Source organism: Marinomonas rhodophyticola (assembly GCF_026113935.1).
In the GTDB taxonomy this organism is placed as follows: domain Bacteria; phylum Pseudomonadota; class Gammaproteobacteria; order Pseudomonadales; family Marinomonadaceae; genus Marinomonas; species Marinomonas rhodophyticola.
In genome coordinates, this window is record NZ_JAPEUL010000007.1 from 75,769 (window position 1) to 91,279 (window position 15,511).

Genomic DNA, 15,511 nt, shown 5'->3' on the forward strand with positions numbered 1-15,511 from the left:
GGTCAACCAATCCATGATAGTGATTTGTCGTTAGGCAAGATTCTAACGGAAAATGCGTATCATGGACAAAATTTACTCTTATTTATTCACAAGGAGTGCGTTATTTCATCTTTGATTCCCTCACAAGAGGATTTATGGTTTCTGCCGTTAGGTGGTACGGGCGAGATCGGCATGAACATGAATCTGTATGGCCATGATGGTCAATGGTTAATGGTTGATTGTGGCGTGTCATTTAATGAACCGTTGACCCCTGATGATCTGCGCACATCCGAAATAGTGTGTGCTGATCCGCGTTTTATTAGCGAGCAGAAAGAGCGTTTGGTTGGCATCGTTATTACGCACGCCCATGAAGATCATGTGGGCGCTTTGCCATTTTTGTGGCGACGTTTCAAATGTCCCGTTTATACCACTGCGTTTACGGCCGAAGTGTTGCGACGTAAATTGGTTCAAGTGGGCTTAACGGATCAAGTCCCCATTATTGAAGTGGCAGAAAATGAGAGCAAAAAAATCGGTGTATTCAACGTCAAATGGTTGGGGCTGACTCACTCGATACCAGAACCTTTCGGTATGACGATAGCAACGTCAGCGGGCAAGGTATTTCATACAGGGGATTGGAAGATTGATAAAAAGCCCCTGTTGGGTGACGCTTTCTCCCCCACTGCATTTAAAGCCTTGGCTAAAGATAATATTCTTGCCATGGTCTGTGATTCAACGAATGCTTTAAAAGAAGGCTTTTCGCCCTCTGAAAGTGATTGTTACGATGGCTTGCTAAACACCATCGCCGCAGAAAAGAACCGCGTGGTAGTCGGGTGTTTCAGTAGTAACGTGGCACGTTTGGTCGCACTGGGTCGCGTGGCAAAAGAAACTGGTCGTTATCTTGCCTTAATAGGACGCTCTCTCACCAACATGGTCAGTGCCGCACGTGTCACAGGGCATTGGCCGGATGACTTGCCTATTATCGAGGCGGCTCATCTTGGTTATTTGCCAAAAGAAGAAGTATTGGCGGTGGTGACTGGAAGTCAAGGTGAGCCAAGAGCCACCTTAAATCGTTTGGCAGCAGACAATTGTTTTGATCTAAGCTTGGACGCGGATGACTTGGTGATTTTCAGCGCCATGCGTATTCCTGGTAATGAACAAGCGATCGATAGATTAGTGGCGCAATTCAAGGGGCGAAAAATACGCACATTACAGGCCCATGAAACAAACTTAATGATCCATGTAAGTGGTCATCCATGCCGTGAAGAGCTTAAGCAACTTTATGCTTGGGTTCAGCCACAAATTGCCATTCCAGTCCATGGCGAGCCAAAACATTTGGACGCCAATGCAGACGTGGCGAGACTTAGCCATGTTCCTCAACAGCTTGTTGGTCGCAATGGCGATTTGTATCAACTAGCGCCAAGCGTTAGTGTACGTCGTCAGCAAGTAAAAGTGGGACGTATTGCATTGCTTAGATAGAAGGTGCCTGATTATATTTTCGTGCTGATATCGTGCCAATTATAAAAAAGTTTCTGCCTGGCCTTGGCTTTCGAAAATAGAGGCACCTTGTTCTACCAATAGATTTTTTAGGTTCTTGACGGGCAGAGATAAGTAACTGTCTTTGCGGCTAATGACATTATATTGCCTTTGCATGTTTAGCTCTTTGATTGGGACTTCTTTTAGGTATTGTCCTGATGTATCTGGAAAGCTTAAATTACGTCTTGATATGAAGCTGAGTAGATCTGTTTGCATGATGACGGATGGAATCATCAAGAGTAAATTGGTTTCAATCTGTACTTCTGGTTTGGGTAAGCCGTTTAATTCAAAGGCTCGGTCTAACCATTGCCTACTCATAACAGATGGCGGCGCTAACACCCATTTATGCTGACTGAGTTTATTTAAACTAACTTTTTCTTGAAATACTTTGTGGGAACTATTGGCTACAACAACCATGGTGTCTTGGTAGAAAGGTATCCACTCAAAGTTTTCGTGTAAATCAGCGTTTAGTCCAATCACTAAATCAATTTCGCGTTTTTCTAGTTGTTCATATAGAACGTCTGTTTGTCCTATTACGGCTTTCAACTGCACATCAGGAAAGTTTTTTGTCAGTATTTTGGTGATCGGTAATATGAGGTGGTGTGCTGCGGTAGGCACCACGCCAAGTCTAATTTGTCCATGCTCGTTACTATCGAACTCCTTAATTTCCTTAACGATATCGTTGGCGTTGTTGAGTATTTTGTGGGACCTAAGGAGCAGCAGTTCCCCAGAAGGGCTGAGTTTTATGTTTCTTCCATTTTTAATAAATAGTTGTGTATTTAGGCTTCTTTCTAGGCGACGAATGCTTTCTGTTAAGGCGGGTTGTGTTTTGTGGAGCTGAGCAGCGGCCTTGCCAACATGACCTAATGTCGCAATACATTGAAAGTAATAAAGGTCTCGTAAATCTAATTGATCAAATATATTTATCATTTATTAAAAAATAACGATTAGTATTTATCGATGATATCTAATATTAATTCTTTAAGACAGCTTAAAGAGATATTTCTCTTTACTGTTAAACTTATAAAAATAATGTTTAAAAAGGTCACACCATTATGTCATTGCTTAAAACTGTCCTCACAGGAGCAGTCATTTCGTCTATGTTTGTCTCCTTAGGCGCTAATGCTGTAGATTATCCAACACATCCTATCACTATGGTTGTTCCTTACGGCGCTGGCGGAACTACGGATATTTCTGCCCGTAAGCTTTCCAGTTTGGCGGAAGCCGAATTAGGGCAACCTATCGTTATTGAGAACCGCCCAGGTGGCAGTGGTACTAACGCTATGCGTGCTGTTACTAAAGCCAAAAAAGATGGTTATACGCTGATCGCAACAACCTCTTCTCCTTTGTTTGTTACACCTGCTGTTCGTCCTGTTGGCTATGACTCTGTTAAAGATTTTACACCAATCCTCAATTACTCAGGCCCATATCATGGTGTGTTAGTGCAAGCTGATAGTCCGTACCAATCTTTTGATGAATTAATGGCCGCTGCTAAGTCTGGCACATCTATTAGCTATGGTACGGCTGGCGCTATGGGCGGACCGCATCTGTCCTTTGAATTAATTGCCCGTGAAACCAGAGCCAAACTTAAACATGTCCCTTTTAACGGTGCGGGATCGGCAACAGCCGCATTGCTTGGTGGTCATGTTGATGTGGCACTAGTACCTGCTTATCGGGATCTGGTCTTAGATTCAAAGCTCAGATTGTTAGGTGTGTTAGATGATAGTCGTGACCCAGACTTTGCATCCGTTCCAACTCTAAAAGAGGCTGGATATGATGTCGAGTTTCCGTCTGTGGTTGGTGTGATGGCACCAGCTGGAACAGATCCTAAAATCGTAGCCAAGCTTGAAGCGACGTTTACGAAAGTAGCTAACTCTGACGAATTTAAAGAGTTTATGACGAAGTTAAATCAGCCAGTTAGGGTGATGACGGGTAAGAAACTCGGGGAAACCATTAAGATGAACCTTGAGAATTTTCGTGAAGTTGCTAAAGAGTTGAGTCAGAAGTAATGAATTTGTACATGTCAAAGCTATTGGCAAGAAGTGGATTGCAGTCTCTTATTTGTCTGATGTTAGCTGTTTTCGCTGGGGTTGGACTTTGCTTGCTTGATTCACAAGTGCAAGTCTTTGGCTTTGGTGATTCCTTATTCGATGCGCGGTTTTTCCGCGCATCGTGCTTGTTTTCATTTTGGTTTTAGCTTTGTTGTCAGGCATGGCTAGAGCGAAAAAATGGATGAGCCAATTGGCTCTCTTGTTGGATGGGGACGGGTGTTTCTTGTTGTTGGGGTTATTAGCTTGGTATTATGGTTTATGCTGAGTGTTGGTTTTTTACTTAGCTCATTTGTGGTCGCTAGTGTGACAGCGTTTATCCTTGGTGAGCGAGATATTAAGCTATGTGTCGGCCTCCCTCTTCTTATTGCTGCAATCATAACCTTTGGTGCCCAATATGGGCTGATCATTCCTTTACCATAATCCTGTAAGTGGAGTTTTCTTAACATGTTACTTGATGCTTTGAATGCATTAATGGATATCTGGGTATTGGTTGCGGCTGTTGTCGGAATAGTAACGGGTATTATTATTGGCGCGATTCCAGGACTTGGGCCGACAATGGCCATAGCTCTTTTGATTCCAGTTACTTTTACTATGCCTCCCATACCAGCGATTACCTTGTTACTTGGAGTCTATCAAGGCGCCATCTTTGGTGGTTCCATCTCTGCTATTTTGTTAAATGTACCAGGCACACCTTCTTCTGCTGCGACCGCCATTGATGGCCATGCTATGGCCAAAAGAGGTGAGGGCGGACGTGCTTTACGTATTGCGCTTTATGCCAGTGTAGCGGGCAATATATTTAGTTGTCTTGTTTTGATTGTATTGGCGGAGCCACTTGCCTCCATGGCTTTGAACTTTGGCCCAGCTGAAATGGCCGCGCTGATGTTTTTTGCCCTTCTTGTCATTGTCTTGTTTGGTGGTGGGGTTCGTTTAGATGCGGCCTTGATGGTGTTACTAGGCGTGTTTGCTGGCATCGTAGGGTTAGACCCAATTGAAGGTACACCACGTTTTACCTTTGATAGTTTTGCGATGGAGAACGGTTTGCAGCTAATTCCTGTATTGGTTGGGCTGTTTGCTATGTCGGAGGTGTTTCTGAAGTTATTTGAGCGTCGCAGTGCAAATCAAGGGGACATGGACATACCGGAAATCTTGCCAAGCAAGGTGCGCTTTATTGATATGTGGCGCATGCGTGCAACCTTGCTTTGGTCTTCAGTAATAGGAACCTTTGTGGGAATTTTGCCTGGGATAGGTTCAACGGTACCTGCATTTATGAGCTATAGCTTAGCACGAGACTCGTTCAAAGGAACCGAATAAATTTGGTGAAGGGGCGGACGAAGGTGTTGCGGCTCCAGAAGCAGCCAATAATGCGGTTACGGGTGGTGCGCTGATACCAACATTGGCTTTGGGTATTCCAGGTGATGCAGTGACAGCGGTTATTCTTGGGGCTTTTATGTTGCAAGGGTTGGCGCCAGGACCATTTTTATTCCGTGATTATGGGATTGAAGTGTATGCCATCTTCGAAGCTCTGATCTTGTCTTCAATTCCAACCATTATATTTGGTTTGTTGCTGTTTAAAATTGCCGTGCATGTAATACGAATTCAGCCACGCCATTTGTTTCCAACCATCACCATATTGGCTTTATTGGGCGCCTTTTCCGTGAATAATAGTCTAGTTGATGTTTGGGTTATGTTAGGGGCAGGTTTTGTTGGATTCCTATTGCGTCGAGGTGGTTTTCCATTGCCTCCTCTTCTTATAGGTTTGATTCTTGGTACACCTCTTGAACGGAGTGTTCGTCAGGCATTGCTAACGAGTAATGGTAGTTTGGATATTTTCTGGCACTCAAATATTGCTTTATCAATATTTGGTTTAACCACAATCTGTATAGTGATCAGTGTGGCGATTTCAGTATTTAAAAATAAGCCTCAAAAAGGATCGTCTGATGTCTGATGCTGATTTCATCCTATGCGATAGCCACATGCATGTTTTTAGTCATGACGAAGTGATCCAATCTTCCAAGTATGTCGCACCTGCTAAAGATCTGTCTGATTTCATTGTAGAGGCAACCACAAAAGACATTGGTCGAGCCGTGGTAATACAAGCTTCTATCGATGGGACGGATAATTCTAGGTTACTGGAGACGCTGTTACATCACGATCAGTTGTCGTTACGTGGTGTCGCTATGATTGATGAGCAAAGCGGCGATCTTGAGACACTTGCCCATGCCGGAGTGCGGGCGCTGAGGATTCAGGATAGGACACGGCTTGGTATTAATGATCTAGACCGCTTGCCAGAGCTTGCTGCAAAAGGGGCTGAAGTAGATTGGCATGTGGAGATTAATACCGAACCAGCTCGTTACGAACGCTTGAGATCACTTTTGAACACGCTTCCTACTGGTCAATCGGTCATACTCGATCATTTTGGACATTGCGATCCGTATAACCTCGAGCAACGCATTCAGCTATGTCGTTTGCTAGATACGGGGCGCGTATGGATCAAGCTGGCGCCGACTCGGGTGAGTCAGCAAGTTGGTCACTACCAAGATTTAACCTCCATCGTTCAGACTTTAGCGGGACAGTATACGGAACGTTGTCTGTGGGGCAGTGACTGGCCTCATGTGATGACGGCGGAACCCTTGCCAAAAACCACTGATATGCTGAATTTTTATAAAGATGTGCTGACGACTGAGCAGTTTGTTGCCTGTTTTAGTCGCAATCCAGCAAGGCTTTATCGATTTTAGTCAGCTGAAAGCGCGGTTGCGTTTAAAGGAATCGAATGTCTCATTCTTCTAATTCAACTTATCAAGACAAAATGTTGGAAGCTTGGCAGCAACGAATGTTGGTTAACTCGCCAAACCCTAATCCTAATAAAGAATGGCTGTCACAAGTGGAAGAAGCGCCATTATTTCCTGAATTAGCGATTGTCGATGCGCATCATCATCTATGGGATCGTTCTGGTTTTCGGTATTTATTGGAAGAATACGCGGATGACATTGGTTTTAGTGGCCGCAATGTGGTGGCTTCTGTCTTTGTGCAATGCCGCTCCATGTATCGCCAAGATGGGCCAGAAATGATGAGGCCTGTTGGGGAAGTGGAATTTGTCCGTGGCATAGCAGCGCAAGCTCGCAGTGGATATTACGGCAAAACAAAGGTTGCGGCGGCCATTGTGGGTGGTGCTGATTTGTTATTAGGGCGAGAAGTCGCGTCCGTATTGGATGCCATGCAAGAGGCCGGAGGGCGTTTGTTTAAAGGGGTGCGAACGCCAGTTGCCGCCCACCCTGACCCTGTTATTCGCTCCAACCCTGTGCCAGTGTCCGAAGGGCTTATGCTCACAAAGGCGTTTATTGCAGGGGCGGAGCAGTTAGTACAGCGAGGCCTGTTATTGGATTTGTGGGTGTATCAAACCCAGCTGATGGAAGTGGCTAGGCTAGCACAAGCCCTGCCTAACCTACGGATTGTCATCAACCATGCGGGTGGCCCGTTAGGTCTTGGAGCTTATCAATTTGATCGAGAGCGCCACTTTGCTGATTGGCGAGCCGCTCTTACTGCATTGGCGGATTGCCCTAATGTGTTTATTAAATTAGGTGGGTTCGGTATGCCGATAATGGGATTCGAACTCTACTCAAAATCGCAGCCACCCACTTCTGCTGAGTTGGCTCGTTGTATCTCTCCTTATATCAATACCTGTATTGAGCTGTTTGGTTATGAGCGTTGTATGTTTGAGAGTAATTTTCCTGTTGATAAAGGCAGTTATTCCTATGGCGTGCTGTGGAATGCATTTTGTCGAGTAGCTGAATACTGGACTGCTCAAGATCGCGATCAAGTGTTTCATGCAACGGCAAGTCGCCTGTATCAAATCGATAGGGAAAAGTGACTCAAAAAGTGTTTTGTAACAAGGTAAAACTGCAAAAAAAGGCGTGAATGAAGTCATTTATAGCCTAGTTATTCACATAAAATAAATCTAAAAGGTGAAAAATGAAAAAACGGAAACCAACCTCAATAATCTCTGCAATAGTATTGGCCACCTCGCTCTCTGCATCTTTGAGTGTTGCGAGCGAATACCCTGAAAAATCGGTGGAAGTGATGGTGGGCTATTCTGCTGGCGGTGGAACCGATGTCATGGCACGAACCATTGCTACGCATTTGGAGAGTTATCTTGGCAAAGACGCGGCATTGGTGGTGAAAAATTACCCTGGTGCAGGTGGTCAAATCGGTTTCACAAAAGTGGCGACAGCAGATGCCGATGGTTATACCTTGAGTACGATGAATCTACCGGCGGCATTGGCTCTAACCTATGACCGCAAGGCTGATTACAATGCTGACAGTTTTACTTGGTTGGCGAATCTTGTCTCCGACCCTAATACCTTGGTGGTTAGTAAAGACTCTGGCATCACTTCGGTTGAGCAGTTAATTCAAGTTGCGCAGAAAAAGCAGGGGGCGATGACAGTCGGCTTGGCCGCATTGGGGGGAACGATCATTTTTCAGCAATCCAATTTGCTAAAGCTGCTAACATTAAGTTAACACATGTTCCTTTTAAAGGGGCCGCCATGGCTCGTACTTCGATCATGGGTGAGCATGTGGATATGGGAACCATGGCATTTAGTCAAACGGTGGGTTTTGATGACGAGCTACGTGTATTGGCAATCCTGTCTGATAAGCGTTTGCCTCAAGCACCAAATGTTCCAACAGCTAAGGAACTTGGTTACAACGTGGTCATGGGGTCGTACCGTGGCTTGGTAGCTCCTGCTGGTTTACCAGAAGCTACCCTGAAAAAGTTAAAAGTAGCGCTTGATAAACTTTCAGAGGACCCTGATTTTCTTGAGGATATGAAGAACCGCGGCACGCCTGTTCAGTACAATAGTGGTGTTGCTTATGAATTTTTAGCGCAAGAGCAAAATGAAATCGCTAAAAAGATTTGGCAAGAAACGCCTTGGAAATAATTAACCGTTAAAGCTAGACGAGGGGTTTTATCTAAAGCCCTCGTTGTGCAATTCAGCTCTTTTTTAAGCTGTCCCTTTGACTCGAGGAATGCCATGCGAGCCGCACTGTTCGGCTAGATGATTGTGTAATTCTTCGATAATAACTTTTCGAGGGTTATTGATGCGCTCCACAATGCCTATTTTTCGTGAAATCTGAGGGGAGCCAAACTCAATTTTTTTTAGGCTGGCCATTTCTGGTTCCTGAAGAAACATATGTGGAACAATGGTGATGCCTAAGCCGCTACGAACACAGGTTATGAGAGCATTGATAGTATCCACTTCTGCGACATCACTGGTAATGACTCCCAAAGATGAAAGTTCCGTATCAATCACATTTGCTAAGGGAACGGCGCTTTTAAAGCGAATGAAAGGGTACTCATTGAGCATTTCTTTCAGTGGAAGTACTTCCATGTCTTCTGGTAAAACCACCCAAAGCGGTTCATCTAAAAATGGTTGCCAATTTAAATGCTGAGGAATGCTAATGTGCTCAGCGATGATAGCGGCGTCCAAATGTCCTGATGCCACATCCGACACTAATTGTGAAGACAGTCCGATACGCAGGTTTGTTTTTAAATCTGGGTATTTTGAACGCATTTTGACCATAGCACCCGGTACGACATTGACCGCGCTTGAGCGCACAGAGCCAATCATCAAGGTCCCAGAGATTAAATCTCCTCGTAAAGAGAGTTTAGTGTCCTCTTCCAATCGTATGATCTTGTTTGCCATCTCAACCACTTGCAAGCCTTGTGGTGTGAAAGTGGGTGGCCGAGTGCTTCGATCAAATAACTCTGTTCTAAGTTCTTGTTCTAAAGAAACAACTTGTTGTCCAACCGCCGCGGCCGTCAAATTTACTTTCTCTGCAGCTTGAGAAAAAGTGCCGTACTTGTGGATAGCAAGCAAAGTTTTCAGATGTCTTGTGTTCATATATAAAGAAAATCTTTATTAAATGTAAATAATTATTCGATATATTAAAGCAAATCTTTTTTGTAGTCTATTTGTATAAATTTTAAAGCGTTTTTACATAACGTTCTGACGTTTTCTCTAATAGCTTTTCTATACGATGATAAAAACAATATGACAAAGAAAAATATTCTTGTTACAGGTCCTAGCTTGGCGCCTAGTGCGATAAAATTTTTAGAGGAAAAGGGTTATAGCCCTATTCATACTCCTCCTTATGCGGACAGCGAAGTGATTGCTGGTCTACTCCGTGAAACGCAAGCGGTCGGTATTATCTCCCGGATGGGACGACTAGATGCTGATACTCTCGATGCGGGTCTTCCTCACTTAAAAGTCATTGCCAAACATGGTGTCGGTGTAGACAACATCGATATTGAAGCCGCTGCGCAACGCAACATTCCTGTAGTGGTGGCAACGGGGGCAAATGCCGTATCGGTAGCTGAACATACCATCGCCTTAATGTTTTCTACCGTTAAACGCGTGTTGTCTCTTGATAGTAGTCTTCGTGCTGGCCGCTGGGAAAAGCCTGGGTTCTCTGGGGTTGAGCTGGCGAATAAAAACATGGGCTTGTTCGGCATGGGAGCGATTGCTCAAGCGACAGCCAAAATGGCGAAAGGCTTTGGTTTGAACTTATTTGGTTATGACCCATACGCGAGTGATACCGTGTTTGCAGAGTATGGCGTTACTCGTTGCGACAGTATCGAAGCTTTGTTGGCGAAGAGCCATGTGTTAAGTCTACATTGCCCTCTAACCGAGCAAACTCGCGAGATTATTAATGCCGAAAATATTGCTCGTATGCCAAAGGGCAGTTACATCGTGAATACCGCTCGTGGTGGTTTGATTGATGAAGCGGCCTTAGTTGTAGCCATTCAATCAGGTCATCTTGCTGGTGCAGGACTTGATACCTTTGCGGTAGAGCCACCAACAGCTGATCACCCATTCCTAAAAGAAGACACTATAGTTGTGACCCCACATATTGGTGGCGTAACCACGGAAGGTAGTACTCGTGTCAGTGAAGATGCCGTTGCTGGTGTCGTGGCTATTGTTGAAGGTGAGCGCCTACCTGCACATCGCATTATTAACCGCAAATTGTTAGCAGACCCAGCACAGTTTGTGCAGCAAGGAGAATAAAAAATGTCCATTGGTTTTCAAATATTAAAACGCCAACGCAAAGCGTCAGAGGAAATGATTAAAGCCTTTACAGGCCTTCCTGTAGCAAACGTTTCAGACTCAATGAATCGTGTTTTTGCGGCGGGTCCGACACTTCGTCCAATGCACGCGTCTGGTGCCATGATTGGTTCCGCAATTACGGTCAAATCTCGTCCTGGCGATAACTTGATGCTGCATAAAGCCATTGATATGGCAGAACCAGGTGATGTGATTGTTGTGGATGCGGGTGGTGATTTAAGTAATGCCTTAATGGGTGAACTTATGTTGGCACATGCCATTAACCGTGGTGTTGCTGGTTTTGTTTTGAACGGTGCTATTCGTGATTTGGATGCTTTCGTGGCAACCAACCTACCTACATTCGCAGCAGGTGTAACCCACCGTGGGCCGTACAAAGATGGTCCTGGCGAAATCAATGTGCCGATCAGTATTGATGGCATGGTAATTAACCCAGGCGACATCGTGATTGGTGATTGTGATGGTGTTTTAGCGGTGCCACTTGAGCACGCTGAAGCGATTCTAGCCAGCACAATGGAAAAACAAGACAAAGAAGTGAAGCAAATGGCCGCAATCAAAGCGGGTACGAATGATCGTAGCTGGGTTGATGTTGCTCTAAAAGAAAAAGGCTGCAAATTCCCAGAATAAGCAGCAAGTATTTAGCCAGTCGTTTGTATTTAAATGGCTGGTTATCGACGTGTTTGAACTTTAGTCGAGGTTCAAACATACAGGGGGATCGCTCCTAATTAAATTTATAAATCTCGGAGAAGACGCATGTTCAATTATAAAAAGAAAGTTGCGCTTATGGGTGCATTGTTATTCGCATCGGGTGCTGCATTGGCTGATTACCCAGAAAAACCTATCACATTAATCGTTGGTTTTTCTGCGGGTGGTGGCACTGATGTGATGGCCCGTAATATTGCCCCGTACATTGAAAAATATCTTGGAAATGATGCCAGTATTGTCGTTAAAAACGTTCCTGGTGCTAGTGGACAGATTGGTATTACCGAAGTCGCACATTCAGATCCAGATGGTTACACCATAGGTACGTATAATCTTCCAGGTATGATGGCGCGCACATTAGATAGAGAGGCTAAATATTCAGTAGACAGTTTTACTTACCTTGCCAATATCGTTAGCGATCCAAACGTTATCGTGACGTCTAAAAAATCTGGGATTACCAATGCCAATGAATTTATCGAAGCGGCTAAAAAAGCGCCTAAATCTATTACCGTTGGCATGTCAAGTCTAGGGGGTGATGATCATCTTGGTCTAACTAAGTTTCAAAATATCACCGATACAGAATACACCATCATTCCTTTTAAAGGCTCTTCTGGAGCACGTACCGCGGTAATGGGTGGACATGTTGCGGCTGCCGTTTTGAATATTTCTGAAGTGGCGGCTTTTAAAGATGAGTTGAATGTTATTGGTGTTGCTCAGGCAAAACGTTCTGAATTTGCTCCAGATGTTGAAACCTTTAAAGAACAAGGCGTGGAGTTTTTCAACGGCGCATTGCGTGGTTTTGTTGCACCGGCAGGTTTACCAAAAGAGGTAGAGTTAAAACTTCTAGAGGCGTTTAACCGTGCCGCTAACGATCCTGAATTGTTGGCGAAAATGAAGGCAACCGCGAACCCTGTTGAGGCGTCTATCGGATCTGATTTTAAACAGTTAAATGATGAATTGTATAAATTGGCGAAACAAGTGTGGGAAACCACGCCTTGGAAATAACGTACAGAGTGCGGAGGATTGCCTCCGCACCATAATTTACCTAATAGGTAGTGGCTTGTGATGAATAATAACAATACAAATCCATTGTTGCGGCCGATGATAGTAATTGCATTTTGCATTTTTATCGCATCAGCTGCGTTCCTCCTTCCAGCGTTGGAACTGACAGGTAATGCTTCCTTGTTACCCGTTGCTATGCTTATTGCGCTGATGGTGTTGTCGGTTATTTTAGTTATAACAGATATTAAAAAGGCTAGAACGAATAAAGCGCTTACTAAACCTGCTCTTCAATCCCCAGGACGTGTATTTGGTGCACTACTATCGGTTTTTGTATTCGTCGTCAGTGTCGATCTTTTCGGATTTTATTTCGCTACCGCTATTTTTGTTCCTGTGGCAGCGTATCTTTTTGGTTGTCGAAGTCTAAAAGTTTTGGTGGTTGCTGATGTGATCGTTGTAGCCGGTATTTATTTAATCTTTGGCATGGCGATGGCTAAAGATTTTCCTATGGGCTCCATTTGGTAGAGGTGACAGATTATGTATATGGATCTAATTTCAGCTCTTCCGAGCGTACTCACGTTTGATAATTTTTTTGCCGTTGTTATTGGTGTGCTATCTGGTATTGCTGTAGGGGCTATGCCAGGCCTTAGTGCAACGATGGCTATCTCTGTTTTGGTGCCTTTTACATTTGGCCTAGATCCATTAGTGGCATTGGGATTGATGGCCGGTATTTACAATGGTGCTATGTACGGTGGTGCGATTCCAGCCGTATTACTGCGTATACCAGGCACACCTGCTGCGGTAGCGACCAGCTTTGATGGATACCCTATGGCTCAACAAGGTCGTGGCGGTTTTGCTTTACAGGTTGCGGTAGTTTCTTCCGCCATTGGTGGTATTGCTAGTGCTCTAGCTTTGATGTTGCTTGCACCACCACTGGCAAAAGTCACATTACTATTTGGGCCATCAGAAGTATTTTGGATCGCTGTGTTCGGTCTATGCAGTATTATCTTTTTGCTAGGTGAAAGCCCAATAAAAGGTTTGATTAGTGCTTGTTTCGGTATTTTTGTCTCCATGGTGGGGGCTGATCCTATTACCAGTGAAGACCGTTTTACTTTCGGGCAGCTTGAGTTGCTAGATGGTATCAACATGGTTATCTTGTTGGTTGGTCTTTATGCTATGCCGCCGGTAATAGATTTGCTTGAGCAGCCATTAGAAACGAAAGAAGCGGGTAAAGCGCTAAAAACAGAGTCCTTGTTACGTAGCTTGCCGAAGATGTTCCGCTTTTGGAAAACTTGGCTTCGTTCCTCTTTCATTGGAATCTGGATTGGTATTTTGCCAGGTGCTGGCGGTTCAATGGCAGCCTTCATGGCTTACAATGAAGCACGCCGTACCAGCAACAATCCAAGCGAGTGGGGACAAGGTGAACCTGAAGGCGTTGCCGCAGCTGAAACGGCGAATAATGCTGATACGGCATCGGCACTTATTCCTGCATTAACGCTAGGTATTCCTGGTACTGCAGTAGCTGCAGTCATGCTCGGTGGTCTATTAGTGCATGGTTTGCAACCTGGACCAATGTTATTCCGCGATAATCCGGATATTGTTTTCGGTTTTATGTGGCAGTTCTTGTTCGGCGCTATTTTGTTGATTTTCCTTGGAGGATCATTAGCAACCAATAGCTTCTCCCATCTATTAAAACTTCCTCGTCCAGTATTGGGATCTATCATCATTGTGTTGATGTTTATCGGAGTGTATTCGATTAACGAACGGATGTTCGATGTCTACCTAATGTTGGGATTTGGCTTAATTGGCTATGTCATGGACAAGTTCAAATTTCCATTACCTCCTGTGGTATTGGGTTTGATCTTAGGTGGCTTTGCTGAAGAAAACCTACGCTTAACTCTGTTGATTGGTCAGGGGCAATGGTCTGCATTATTTGCTAACACTACAAGCTTAGTGTTGGTGGCTATGACTATTGCGGTTGTGGTTGGCCCTATGATCAAACGCCGTCTTGTCAAAAATCGTCAATCTAAGGGGTAATGAACATTGAACTGGTAAGGGCTAGCTTCTAAGTGAGGTAGCCCTTTCTTTAGTAAGTGGTCAAGCACCTTTCCTAGTTTTGTTAACAATAATAAATAGAGCGAAAATGCTACGGAGACTTATATGACTTTAAAAATGATTGTTGCCAGTGCCATTATGGCTTGTACAGTTGTCGTACATGCAACTAGTTGGACTGGTTATACTTATTCTTCAGTATCTACGACGGCAGCGGTGAAAGGTATGTACCGTATTAGTGAGCGCGTTGCTGCCGAAACCAATGGTGATGTAGATATCAAAATTCACCTTGGTAAAACCTTGCAAATTAAATCCTCTGATATTACTCAAGCAGTAGGTGACGGTATTGTTGATTTCGCCGCGGATTTCTTCTTTTCTGGTAACGTACCGATTGCTCGGGTACTGAATCTGCCAATGTTAATTAATAATGATCAAGAGTGGCAAAAAGCCTACGCAGCTATGCAACCTATGCTTGAAGACGCCTTTGCACGGCAAGATGTTGTGTTGTTAGGGGGCTACCGTTATCCACAACAGGTCTTTTTTACCACTTTTCCGGTTAATCAACTGAGTGACATCAAAGGTCATAAAATCCGTGTAACTTCCCCTGAGCAAGGTCACTTTGTTGAGGCCTTTGGTGGTTTACCTATCACGCTTTCTGGTAGTGAAGTACCAACTGCGCTTGAACGTGGTGTGATTGATGGGGTGTTAACGGCCAGTGCTGGTGGGGCGAAGAAGTGGCATGAATTTTTGCCAAACAATTATCGCTTTGCGGTGAACTATGGTAACTCCATGATCATTGCGAACATAGATTCGTTTGAAGATTTAGATAAGAAAGATCAAGCAACACTTCGTGCCATTGTTTCTGAAGAAGGCGAGAATATCTCAGCTGAATTCATTGAAGATGAAAAAGCACAAATGGCTTTTCAGCAATCGAAAGGTATGACCATCGCCATGCCTGCTGAGAGCGATGCTAAAAAGGCCAATGATTTACTTCGCCCTTACTGGTTTGAGTGGGCAAAAGACAATGGTCCTGAATACGAAGAAGCATTGGCATTAGTCCTAAAAGCGATTGGTAAGTAA

The 15,511-nt window shown here is 44.3% G+C and carries 16 protein-coding genes and 1 pseudogene; 15 read left to right on the top strand and 2 right to left on the bottom strand.

Annotated features, from left to right (window positions below):
- Positions 1-24 precede the first annotated feature (24 nt).
- Entirely contained in the window at positions 25-1,455 is a 1,431-nt protein-coding gene (locus tag ONZ52_RS08825; RefSeq protein WP_265218263.1) for a ribonuclease J, read from the top strand.
- A 39-nt stretch (positions 1,456-1,494) separates the two neighbouring features.
- On the opposite strand, the gene ONZ52_RS08830 is transcribed toward ONZ52_RS08825, so the two are convergent.
- Entirely contained in the window at positions 1,495-2,442 is a 948-nt protein-coding gene (locus tag ONZ52_RS08830) for a LysR family transcriptional regulator (protein ID WP_265218264.1), read from the bottom strand.
- A gap of 125 nt (positions 2,443-2,567) precedes the next feature.
- Between ONZ52_RS08830 and ONZ52_RS08835 the strand changes: the two genes are divergently transcribed.
- The 8 genes and pseudogenes from ONZ52_RS08835 to ONZ52_RS25355 all read left to right on the top strand — a co-directional run bounded on the left by ONZ52_RS08835 (position 2,568) and on the right by ONZ52_RS25355 (position 8,497).
- The gene (locus tag ONZ52_RS08835; protein WP_265218265.1) at positions 2,568-3,521 is read left to right on the top strand and encodes a tripartite tricarboxylate transporter substrate binding protein; all 954 of its coding nucleotides are present in this window, start codon (positions 2,568-2,570) and stop codon (positions 3,519-3,521) included.
- 219 nt (positions 3,522-3,740) lie between these two features.
- Positions 3,741-3,983: a hypothetical protein gene (locus ONZ52_RS08840; protein WP_265218266.1), complete on the top strand. Its 243-nt coding sequence runs from the start codon at positions 3,741-3,743 to the stop codon at positions 3,981-3,983.
- A 24-nt stretch (positions 3,984-4,007) separates the two neighbouring features.
- Positions 4,008-4,874, top strand: a complete 867-nt coding sequence (locus ONZ52_RS08845; RefSeq protein WP_265218267.1) for a tripartite tricarboxylate transporter permease — start codon at positions 4,008-4,010, stop codon at positions 4,872-4,874.
- A 40-nt stretch (positions 4,875-4,914) separates the two neighbouring features.
- Positions 4,915-5,508, top strand: a pseudogene (locus ONZ52_RS08850) (tripartite tricarboxylate transporter permease); the annotation flags it as partial.
- On the top strand, positions 5,501-6,298 hold the full coding sequence (locus tag ONZ52_RS08855) for an amidohydrolase family protein (RefSeq protein WP_265218268.1): 798 nt from the start codon (positions 5,501-5,503) through the stop codon (positions 6,296-6,298). The pseudogene ONZ52_RS08850 and the gene ONZ52_RS08855, both read left to right, overlap by 8 nt.
- Positions 6,299-6,333: 35 nt before the next feature.
- On the top strand, positions 6,334-7,431 hold the full coding sequence (locus ONZ52_RS08860; RefSeq protein ID WP_265218269.1) for an amidohydrolase family protein: 1,098 nt from the start codon (positions 6,334-6,336) through the stop codon (positions 7,429-7,431).
- Positions 7,432-7,532: 101 nt separating this feature from the next.
- A complete protein-coding gene (locus tag ONZ52_RS25350; protein ID WP_418138343.1) occupies positions 7,533-8,078 on the top strand; it encodes a Bug family tripartite tricarboxylate transporter substrate binding protein in 546 nt (181 codons plus the stop codon).
- Positions 8,069-8,497: a tripartite tricarboxylate transporter substrate-binding protein gene (locus tag ONZ52_RS25355; RefSeq protein WP_428981173.1), complete on the top strand. Its 429-nt coding sequence runs from the start codon at positions 8,069-8,071 to the stop codon at positions 8,495-8,497. The genes ONZ52_RS25350 and ONZ52_RS25355 overlap by 10 nt, the downstream gene beginning before the upstream one ends.
- Before the next feature lie 63 nt (positions 8,498-8,560).
- Here the strand turns inward: ONZ52_RS25355 and ONZ52_RS08870 are convergent, their stop codons facing one another.
- The gene (locus tag ONZ52_RS08870; RefSeq protein WP_265218270.1) at positions 8,561-9,460 is read right to left on the bottom strand and encodes a LysR family transcriptional regulator; all 900 of its coding nucleotides are present in this window, start codon (positions 9,458-9,460) and stop codon (positions 8,561-8,563) included.
- A 150-nt stretch (positions 9,461-9,610) separates the two neighbouring features.
- Here ONZ52_RS08870 and ONZ52_RS08875 point away from each other — a divergent pair, with 150 nt between their 5' ends.
- The 6 genes from ONZ52_RS08875 to dctP all read left to right on the top strand — a co-directional run bounded on the left by ONZ52_RS08875 (position 9,611) and on the right by dctP (position 15,511).
- Positions 9,611-10,624: a hydroxyacid dehydrogenase gene (locus ONZ52_RS08875; RefSeq protein WP_265218271.1), complete on the top strand. Its 1,014-nt coding sequence runs from the start codon at positions 9,611-9,613 to the stop codon at positions 10,622-10,624.
- A gap of 3 nt (positions 10,625-10,627) precedes the next feature.
- Positions 10,628-11,305, top strand: coding sequence for an RraA family protein (locus tag ONZ52_RS08880; RefSeq protein ID WP_265218272.1), 678 nt, complete (start codon positions 10,628-10,630; stop codon positions 11,303-11,305).
- Positions 11,306-11,431: 126 nt separating this feature from the next.
- The gene (locus tag ONZ52_RS08885) at positions 11,432-12,385 is read left to right on the top strand and encodes a Bug family tripartite tricarboxylate transporter substrate binding protein (RefSeq protein WP_265218273.1); all 954 of its coding nucleotides are present in this window, start codon (positions 11,432-11,434) and stop codon (positions 12,383-12,385) included.
- A gap of 60 nt (positions 12,386-12,445) precedes the next feature.
- A complete protein-coding gene (locus tag ONZ52_RS08890) occupies positions 12,446-12,904 on the top strand; it encodes a tripartite tricarboxylate transporter TctB family protein (protein WP_265219376.1) in 459 nt (152 codons plus the stop codon).
- 12 nt (positions 12,905-12,916) lie between these two features.
- Positions 12,917-14,416: a tripartite tricarboxylate transporter permease gene (locus ONZ52_RS08895; protein ID WP_265218274.1), complete on the top strand. Its 1,500-nt coding sequence runs from the start codon at positions 12,917-12,919 to the stop codon at positions 14,414-14,416.
- A gap of 123 nt (positions 14,417-14,539) precedes the next feature.
- The gene (dctP, locus tag ONZ52_RS08900; protein ID WP_265218275.1) at positions 14,540-15,511 is read left to right on the top strand and encodes a TRAP transporter substrate-binding protein DctP; all 972 of its coding nucleotides are present in this window, start codon (positions 14,540-14,542) and stop codon (positions 15,509-15,511) included.

Bases quoted from the DNA above. Each gene is read 5' to 3' on its own strand.
- ONZ52_RS08855 (WP_265218268.1), top strand. From the start codon at position 5,501: ATGTCTGATGCTGATTTCATCCTATGCGATAGCCACATGCATGTTTTT.
- ONZ52_RS08890 (WP_265219376.1), top strand. From the start codon at position 12,446: ATGAATAATAACAATACAAATCCATTGTTGCGGCCGATGATAGTAATT.
- ONZ52_RS08875 (WP_265218271.1), top strand. From the start codon at position 9,611: ATGACAAAGAAAAATATTCTTGTTACAGGTCCTAGCTTGGCGCCTAGT.
- ONZ52_RS25350 (WP_418138343.1), top strand. From the start codon at position 7,533: ATGAAAAAACGGAAACCAACCTCAATAATCTCTGCAATAGTATTGGCC.
- ONZ52_RS08860 (WP_265218269.1), top strand. From the start codon at position 6,334: ATGTCTCATTCTTCTAATTCAACTTATCAAGACAAAATGTTGGAAGCT.
- dctP (WP_265218275.1), top strand. From the start codon at position 14,540: ATGACTTTAAAAATGATTGTTGCCAGTGCCATTATGGCTTGTACAGTT.
- ONZ52_RS08835 (WP_265218265.1), top strand. From the start codon at position 2,568: ATGTCATTGCTTAAAACTGTCCTCACAGGAGCAGTCATTTCGTCTATG.
- ONZ52_RS08895 (WP_265218274.1), top strand. From the start codon at position 12,917: ATGTATATGGATCTAATTTCAGCTCTTCCGAGCGTACTCACGTTTGAT.
- ONZ52_RS08840 (WP_265218266.1), top strand. From the start codon at position 3,741: ATGGATGAGCCAATTGGCTCTCTTGTTGGATGGGGACGGGTGTTTCTT.
- ONZ52_RS08880 (WP_265218272.1), top strand. From the start codon at position 10,628: ATGTCCATTGGTTTTCAAATATTAAAACGCCAACGCAAAGCGTCAGAG.
- ONZ52_RS08870 (WP_265218270.1), bottom strand. From the start codon at position 9,460: ATGAACACAAGACATCTGAAAACTTTGCTTGCTATCCACAAGTACGGC.
- ONZ52_RS08885 (WP_265218273.1), top strand. From the start codon at position 11,432: ATGTTCAATTATAAAAAGAAAGTTGCGCTTATGGGTGCATTGTTATTC.
- ONZ52_RS08830 (WP_265218264.1), bottom strand. From the start codon at position 2,442: ATGATAAATATATTTGATCAATTAGATTTACGAGACCTTTATTACTTT.
- ONZ52_RS08845 (WP_265218267.1), top strand. From the start codon at position 4,008: ATGTTACTTGATGCTTTGAATGCATTAATGGATATCTGGGTATTGGTT.